The 9,051-nt window shown below is 46.9% G+C and carries 4 protein-coding genes and 1 pseudogene; all 5 read left to right on the forward strand.

What is annotated here, in order from left to right:
* Positions 1–351 precede the first annotated feature (351 nt).
* Positions 352–2,814 carry a glycosyltransferase gene (locus tag CQ015_RS13885; protein ID WP_105650403.1) on the forward strand — a complete coding sequence of 821 codons (2,463 nt, stop codon included), beginning with the start codon at positions 352–354 and terminating at the stop codon, positions 2,812–2,814.
* 13 nt (positions 2,815–2,827) lie between these two features.
* Positions 2,828–4,708 (forward strand): class I SAM-dependent methyltransferase, encoded by a 1,881-nt coding sequence (locus CQ015_RS13890; RefSeq protein WP_105650404.1) that lies wholly within the window; start codon positions 2,828–2,830, stop codon positions 4,706–4,708.
* Positions 4,709–4,722: 14 nt separating this feature from the next.
* The gene (locus tag CQ015_RS18785; RefSeq protein WP_146114067.1) at positions 4,723–5,688 is read left to right on the forward strand and encodes a hypothetical protein; all 966 of its coding nucleotides are present in this window, start codon (positions 4,723–4,725) and stop codon (positions 5,686–5,688) included.
* A 697-nt stretch (positions 5,689–6,385) separates the two neighbouring features.
* Positions 6,386–7,879: a hypothetical protein gene (locus tag CQ015_RS13895; protein WP_146114068.1), complete on the forward strand. Its 1,494-nt coding sequence runs from the start codon at positions 6,386–6,388 to the stop codon at positions 7,877–7,879.
* Between the two features lie 525 nt (positions 7,880–8,404).
* A pseudogene (locus CQ015_RS13900) lies at positions 8,405–8,836 on the forward strand (IS481 family transposase); the annotation flags it as partial.
* Positions 8,837–9,051 lie beyond the last annotated feature (215 nt).

Consider the following 9,051-nt stretch of genomic DNA (forward strand, 5'->3'; position numbering starts at 1 on the left):
GATTCGTATCGTTAGTTTGCTTACCTAGTAGAAAACTCTATGATTTCTCGCGACGTGACTTGGTTGTTTTAAACCGCTTAAAAATCTGATGCCCCTACATCAGTCGATGCCTTGATTTCAAAGTTTCCACTTTTACGTCCGCTATGTCGATGTTTCTAGGCAGAATTGGTACTGACGAACAATAACAATGAATGCCGATAATGCCTGTTCGTCCTAAAAGTCGTTAGTGCGAACCGTGTAGTTTCGCACATGAATACTAACTAGTCGAAAGTTAGTTGCTGAGCACTTGTTGCGACGACAGTGACTTTGACCATCATCTACTAAACTACGACTAGAGAGAATTAAGCATGGATGAAAGTTGTGCCGAAGTTGAACGCTAATTATTATGAGCTGCTGGAATCATACGCGGGCCGTATCCGTCGAAAAATGCCTCAAGTCGAAGAACACGCGCTTCTTACCAAATCAATAAAGTATCGCGACGTTTTGGCCACCACCGTAGTTGGACGAGGAACTACCTACGACGAACTTTCTGCAAATCTTGATGACCTCGCAAATGGTGAAATCGACTTTGCAGTTCTTGCGTCCTTGGGGCGGATCGTGGCCTTGCAGAATATCAATACCGAAGATCGGGCAAACGGTCGAAAATTCATTCATGCGGCAAATGAAAATTTACCTCGAACGAAACTGTTCCAGAAGTACCGGCAACTCGAATTCGAGTTGATCTTCGAATCAGCTTCATATTCCGAAGCGGTGGCGTATCTGAATGCAAACCCGGAACTGAAAGAAGTTCAAGACGGGTATCTTGAAGTGGATGTGCATAACCCGTTCTTAGGTTCAGAGAACTGCGAGTATACGCACTGGCAGCATGGATTTAATAAGATATTCGAATCTTATGGTAGAATGCCGGTTGCGTTGTTTGGAGACGCTAAGAACCCATTCGACCGTTTGACGGCAGCCAACGATCTGAATCAAATAACTGACGGTCCGCTTGTTTCAGTCATCATGACCAGCTACGACCCCGAACCGGAAGCTTTTATAGCGGCAGCACGATCAATTTTGAATCAGACCTGGAGGAATCTTGAGCTAATCATTATTGACGACGCAAGCCCGAACCGTGCAAACAAGCTCTTAGAAAAACTAGCTGAAGAGGATGCCCGCGTTAAACTCGTGTTACTGACGGAGAATGGAGGAACGTACCGCGCGCGCAATGTTGGTTTGGAAGTCGCGACGGGAGAATTCGTAACCGGACAAGATTCTGACGATTGGTCTCATCCTGAACGACTAGAATCTCAAGTTAAATACTTGCTCGAGGACCCAGAAGCTGCTGGTGTGATGACCTCGGCGGTTCGCACGGATGAAAAATTAAGTCGGATTATGCCTGGCCTTAGTCCAACACGAAAATGCGAAGTTAGTTTTATGACTCCACTCCATCTTGCACGTGAGGTTGGCGGTTACTTAGATGCACGTAAGGCAGCTGATAGTGAATTTAGGCAGCGCGTAGAATTTTATTCTCAAAGAGATGTAGGCGTAATCCACGACGCGCTCTATATCATTCGTCTAATGCCCAATTCGCTGTCTCGTGGAGATTTCTCTTCAGGTTGGTCTCATCAATCGCGTCGTGCTTTCTGGAACGCAGCCCTGTATTGGCACTCGAATACCCCGGCATCAAGTCTGTCTGTGAGAGACGAACCGAAGGTACCGCTACCGATCCCACATCGTTTCCAAATCACTAAGCCCGCACCAAACGAGCTGGATATCGTCTTTGCTGCTGACTGGCGTATGTCACATGGATGGCAACGAACAGCTGTAGACGAAGTGAAATTCCTTGTTGCCAGAGGTCTTCATGTCGGTATGATGCAGATGGAATCTCCAAACTCGAACGCCCGTACTTCTACGAAGCCGAACTTGCAGATACAACAACTGATCAATAATGGGACAATAGCGCAGGTCACCTCCGACCAAGAAGTTAATATTGCGAACCTAGTCTTCCATGATCCTTCCATCATGCAATTCCCGACTACGCAGGAATCTAACCTTCGGGTTGGAAAGATTATAATGGCTCCGTTTGATCTCCCTTCTGATATCAACGGTGAAGTCATTCGATATTTATATGACGACTGCACGCGAAACACGCAGGAATATTTTTCCGCTGATGTAGAGTGGTCATTCTTAAACAGCATGTCACAGGCGGTAGGCGAGGCTGAAGGTGGTGGAGTCTCGGTACTGCCAAGAGCATGGCCATTGGTGCTCGATCTGGAATCTTGGAGTGGAAAGAATAACTTAGGTATTAACAGTCCTCGGAAAATACCGATTCTAGGACGTAGCTGCCAGAACATTTACTCGCACTGGCCGATGAAAGAAACAATTCAGCAATTGTGGCCAACTGACGATTCTGCTGAAGTCTGGATTTTAGGTGACGCTCGTGGAGCGCTGAGAAACCTCAATGAGAATTATTATGCAGATAACTGGGTTTCATTCCGAGAAGGGGAGATTCATCCGGTGGACTATATGAGGGCGATCGATTTCTTCGTTTACTTCCCGAGCGAAGATTCGGACGAAAATCTTTGTAGAGAAGCATTTGAAGCTGCTGCTGCTGGGAAGGTAGTCATCCTCCCAGAAAAATTCCGTGATGCGCATGGTGACACTGCACTTTATACTAATCCCGAGGGCGTGGCTCAACTGCTTGAACATTACTGGCGAAGCCAAGAATCATATCAAGTGCAGGCCAGAAGTGCTAGAGACACGTTGACTCAAATGTTCGCAGGCGGGAACGATTTAGAAGAACACTTTCGCAGCCTTTTGACTTTGGTGTAGGAAAGGAACCACATTGATTAAAATTTTTTCAAATAAATTTAAATTATTGTTAGTGTTAGCTGCAGTATTGGCTATTGCTGGCATAGTGTTTGAATTAATCGGCATGTCGTCGATAAGTAGGATTACGATCCTCCTGGTAGTCCTAGTAGTTGCAACCATGGGTGGCTTGACGTTTAGTAAACTCATCCAGATCAAGAACGAAACTGACCGGTTGACAACTAAAATATTGAAAATTGATAACCGAACTGGAGAACTCTTGAACTTCTCCGGAAAAAGTCACCGCGAAATACTTCGACGCCTCGAAGGAGTTGACCAAATTGCGAATCGTCAAGTAAAAGAGATAGAAAAGCAATCGCGCGCAACTCGTGAAGAGGCACGTACGAATTTCAAATCTCTTCATACCTCCCAGGCTGAGTATGATCGGGACGTGAAATCCGGGATTTCACAACTGTGTGATTCTGCTAAAAAGATCAGTGGTTATAAAGTTCAATTGAATGACATTGAGACTCGCGTCCGTAAGTTAAGTAATGCGTACCAAGGGGACGCCAAAGATTTCCGTGAGAAAAATTATGAAATTTTGGAATTAATTCGTGCATCGAATGAAGTTGGCATTCAGAATCACGACGTTATTAATCTCTTGGAACGCAGAATCGTAAATAAGCTCCGTGTCAATCCTGAGCTAACTAATGTGCGTGTACGAGTCGAACGAATGGAACGTCGTCTAATTGGGCTGGTGGAACGTCTCCGTACTGAATCAGGTGATTCATTTGACTTGGTCTCTGTTTCAATTCAGACAGAAATCGAGAAAATCAATGGTCTTCTGCTGTCAATACGCGACGAACATGAAGTGTCGCTCACGAACCAATCCACCAACTTAGAAAAATACGTGACGGCTGGAAACGCATCTATTGGCGAGACTCTGCACAAGCATCAGGTTGAGCAGGCTGACAAGTGGTCCATTGCAAGTACTGAGCTACGATCTCTGTCTGATAAAATCGAACTGCAGAAACAGCAGCTTGATTCTAAACAACTGGTTAGTTCGCTAGATACGCGTTCCGAGGATATCGAATCAGATCTCCAACAGCTTAAGGAAACTTTTAATGCTCGTGTTCAGGAGCTAGTTGCTGAATTTGGGCGTCTCGGCGAACAAACTCAGAACGTTAACCTGAGTGAGGAAACGACCGCGAAGCTTGCCGAAGAGTATTCACGAAACAGCCTCCATAATCGACGACAATTGCGCAGGCATATCACTGAAACTGTCCGTGACAGCACGAGACAAATGGAAGCACTCGTTAAGTTGGCACCACGAATGGCTGAAGTTAATCCTTTGGTTCCGCCGACAGGTGGGTATGCGTTAGATGCACAGGCTCTGTTGCACTTAATTGATGTGTTAGAACGTGTGCAGCCAAAGGTGATCGTAGAGTTCGGCGGCGGTACTTCAACAATATGGATGGCGTACATCTGTAAGAAGTTCGGTACGCGCATTATTTCGTTTGATCATCTCGAAGAGTACTTGTCACGAACACGGACTGAAGTCGATCGACATGGATTTAGCGATATGGTCGAGCTTCGTTTAGCACCTTTGGAGAAAATTCAAGTTAAGGGCGAGAACTATTCATGGTACTCGCTCGCTGAATTAGACGACCTCGAAGAAGTTGACCTGCTATTTATAGACGGACCACCAGAATCAACTGGTACCAATGCGCGGCGCCCAGCCATGTATGTTATGACGGCAAGGCTTAATGACGATGCGGTTATCGTTCTAGACGACACACATAGGGAAAGTGAGCAAGATACGGTTCTAAATTGGACTTCGTCATTCCCTAATTATCAGGTGGTGGATGCAAATATCAGCCGGCTGACGGTGTTAGAACGTAGCGGAGAGAAGAACTAGGAAGAGATTTTGGAATGGAATCAAAGAACGCATTATCTGGCCAGATTTCAACTTTCGACGAAAGTTTCTGGGTAAAGGACAATAAATTCGTAAACACACGAAATGACCTTGCCGGTACGGATACAATTCATTACGTAGACTGCACGTATCTTGAATGGCAGGATGTACTTTCGACTGAAAAATCGCCATTTGCCAATACAGGCGGTGAATTTGAACAACAGTTTCGGATAGTCCCAGACGGCAGTCATGCAAAGAGATTGCATTTGGACGCTCTACTCGTTCGTCGTGATTCTAAGAAGCTTCTCGTCGTGTTTCACGGCGCATTGGATCGTGAGAAGTACACCCTGCCGCGTTTTGAGTTCAAAAATAGCGTAAAACGATTTGACGGATCGGTACTATTTATTTCGGATCCATCTTTGCAAACTCACAATGAGTTGGGACTTGCATGGTATGTAGGCGATGAAGTCGATAATGGTCACGAGATGATCACTACTCTTGTACGAGAGTTTGCAAGACACCTCGCAGCAGAAAAGATCGTCCTGACTGGAAGCAGCGGGGGAGGTTATGCCGCTTTGGCAACCTCGTTTTGTATTGAAAGATCTGTAGCTCTTCCGTTTTCCCCACAAACGAGTGTTGAAGGTTACTACCAGGGTCATCGGACTCGACTATTGTCTTCCGCTTTCTCAACATGGTCTGATTTGAAACAGGGATTATTATCAAATGTAACTCGCTTTGACTTGGGTGCGCTCTACGGGTCAAGTGAAGTTCGAAATAAAGTTTGGTTTATCCAAAACACTGGAGACAAATTCCATATACTAAATCATTGCATTCCATTTGCTAAATCACTGGGCCTTGATTTCTCTAAAGGTAATTATCGTAATGACAATATAAAGTTTGATTTGACCCTCTACCGCGACGGACATAAGCCACCATTGCCAGAGACGATGAATTATTACATTTCAAGAGCCTTTGATCTTTAATAAAATTGAAGATTTCGAATTAAGTCGATATTTTAATTAGAATGATTCGTTTTGATAATGAAATTAAACCTAGCATTTCAGACTGTGAGTTCTAAATTTATTTGACAACGAGATATTGTTGATAGTTTTGGGCTTTTCTGGATATTTCAGACGGCGGCGCCCCATGAAATGATGGACTATATCGGAATAAGGAGGCACCGAAAGCGTCATCAATACGACGCAGGTTCAGCCAAGAATACAAAGATGAACTGTGCCGCGAAGTCATCAACTCGTGCAAACCCATCAAATCCGTCGCCATCGAGTACGGCGTGGGTACCGAGCGGCTCGACGCAATTGACTAAGGAAGTACAAGGAGCCCGCACGTCCCGGCCGAGTTCTTTGAGCAGGTCCATGGTCGCGCTGTGCCGTTGATCCTGTTCTTCTCGCAGGTTTGTCGTATGAGACTTCTTTATTGCACACGGGCTTCCTTCGCGTCTTTGCCGATCTCTGCGAGATTTGGTTTGAATACGAAATAGGCGGGATAGCCCGCACCGATGATCACGCCAATGGTAATGATTCCCTGAATGATGACAGCTTCCGTAAGCCATTTCAGGCAATGGCATCTACTAAAAGTTCTGAGTCGTGCTTGGGATAGATTTTTCGCCTAGTCGAGCGAATGTGGGAGTATTGCCTCGATAGACGAACACAGGGGGAAACATTGAACGAGAACAGCACGTTGAATCGCTATTTTGCTCCGGTTTTAGAACACGAAATTGAGGTGATCCCTCGTGATCGTCATCTTCTTTACGCTCGCGGATACGCACTCACAGTTATAAGTACGAAACTTGACCTCGGTTCACATTGGGCAGAGGAACAGATACGTGGTGTTTACCTCCATTGGGACCGTCGTCAGCCAGTCGCGATATCTTCTTCGCCATCCTGTGATGTCATCATCATCGGGCGCGCCCTAAGCGTCCATGAGGCAACGCCAGATTTGGCGGGTTTAGCTGCACACCTACTAGCTGCCAGAGAGAAGTCTCGTACCGAGTACCTACGTGAACTTGACGATGTGGCCGGACGATATGTCGTTATTGATTCCGGTGTCGAAGGTTTGTTTATCCAAACGGATGCAACGGCCATGCGCTCAGCTTTCTACGCATTGCCCGGTGTCGTCGCTTCCCATGCTCGTCTCGCTGCTGACATTCGTGACCACCGGCGGTCGTCCAAATTCCGACTCAATAAGTGGATGGGAACATCGGGCGCTTTCACGTTCCCCGGACATTACACGGAGTGGGAAGACGTGTACCTCCTTACGCCCAACACCGAATTGAATATTCAGTCGGGCGAGATTCGACGTATCGGCCCAGATGCTATAACTGAACCGTTGAGCCCAGCTTGTGCTGCGGAAAAACTGTTGCCTCTGTTGCAGAACCAGCTTCGTGCCCTGGCTGAAAAGTCGCCGTTGCTAGTATCGCTTACTGCAGGCCTCGACAGCCGTGTCACCATGGCGCTATGCAGGCCGCTGATTGACCGTGTTGAGTTCTTCACTTATGCTCGCCCCTATCTTGCTACGGCCCAGTCGTCGCAAGCTGACATGGATGTTGCTAGAGATTTGGTTCATGGTTTTGGTTTGAACCACACGGAGCTGACCATTGAAAGCGCCGATGTAGATCGCGATCTAGCCAACATCTTTGTCCACAATTGCGATCGTGCTCATGGTCGTGTTTTGTCGGCGACGTACCGAAAGAAGCTACCTGCCGACCGTGTGCATGTCCGCTCTAATCTCTATGAGATTGGTCGATCTTTCTACCGCGGCTCAGGTAATAAAGATCTACCTGAGCTTGATGCGCAGCAGATGGCGAACGTTCTAGTTCGGCGGAGTAAAGCAGACGCTCAGCCTGAAGTTGTAGAAGCATTCCAAGAGTGGATGAACATCAGTGAATGGTCTGGTGTTGAGGGGTATGACCCGTATGACCTCTACTACTGGGAACATCGAATGGCTGCGTGGTTGAACTCCGTTATGATCGAAAGCGATGTCGCCCACGATACTTACACTGTTATTAATTCGCGTTCGATATTGCGGTTGTTCTTGAGCGTTACACGGGAAAACCGGGCTAACGCAAGCGTGTTTGATCATCTTGTTAAACTGGCATGGCCAGAAGTTTTTGATTACCCGGTGAACGGCAGGCTCAGGAAGGTTCCTGGGGACTAAGCTGTGAACTGGATCGAGTCCCATTCGGCATTTGATCTTGCGAAGGCGAACATATGCTTCGTTCCACGGTTTGTGATTGAAAACCTCAATAGGTTCATGACCTGATGTTATGTTTTCACGTCTTGTCCAAAATACTTACTAATAAATAGGTTCCCGGTACCATGCACCATGGGTTCCCGATTCATCCGCAAGATCCGCACTGCATCCGGCGCTGTCACCGTGCAAATCGTGGACCAAACCGGACGCACCACCACCTCAGCTTGCCAAATATGGCTTGATGGTACCGATAGTCCGGCTAAGCAGTGTAAAATCTCGTTACTTCGTGGACACCGAAACTCATGGCTTCGTGGACACTGAACCTCAATACTTTGTATGTCTTCAGAACAGCGGTACCAAGTCGTCAGAACAGAAGTACCCACTAGCGCGATTTGGCACTTTGCGGACATACGAACTCATGGCTTCGTGGACACCATGTCTCAACAGTTCGTGGACAAAACATGACCGCTTTCTGGCACTGTCGGGAACATGATAAGTGCCCTTCCACCGCGCGTACGATCCATGATCATCAACTTCGACCCCACACAACCAGATGCTCTGAGCATCAGCGAATTCTGCAAGACTCAGAAAATCTCCCGGAGTATTTTCTATCGACTTCGACAAAGGGCAATCAACGAATCGGCTGCAGCACTCCATCCCCAATCCAGAGCACCGAGAGAGCCAGCCAGGAAATACGGTCCAGAAGTGATCAACGAGCTGGTGAAGATCCGCCAGAAACTCAAAAAGGATGGTTGGGACTACGGTCCCAAAACCATTCATTACGAAGCAACTATCAATGAAGATCAATTTCCTGGTGGGAAGATTCCGTCTATTGCTACGATAGGCCGCTTGCTGTCCGGCGTCGGCCACGTGGATCGTAACCCTCGCAAGCGACCGAAATCTTCCTATGTTCCCTTCGCTTGAATATTTGACTCTTTGAGAGCCACCGATATTGCGATTCAGAGCCGCCACGTCGAGATGACGTTATTGTCTTTCAGAGCCACCCAAGAGCCTGTCAGATGGATTGTGTAAGACCCCTAGTCAATTGATAGAAAGAGACTAGCCCGGGTATTTCATGAAGGCCGGTAGTCATTAACTGACTTAAAAGATGAAAAGGTGACCTGAACAGGGAAAAT

The organism is Arthrobacter sp. MYb221 (genome assembly GCF_002979835.1).
Taxonomy (GTDB): domain Bacteria; phylum Actinomycetota; class Actinomycetes; order Actinomycetales; family Micrococcaceae; genus Glutamicibacter.

Bases quoted from the DNA above. Each gene is read 5' to 3' on its own strand.
- CQ015_RS13885 (WP_105650403.1), top strand. From the start codon at position 352: ATGAAAGTTGTGCCGAAGTTGAACGCTAATTATTATGAGCTGCTGGAA.
- CQ015_RS18785 (WP_146114067.1), top strand. From the start codon at position 4,723: ATGGAATCAAAGAACGCATTATCTGGCCAGATTTCAACTTTCGACGAA.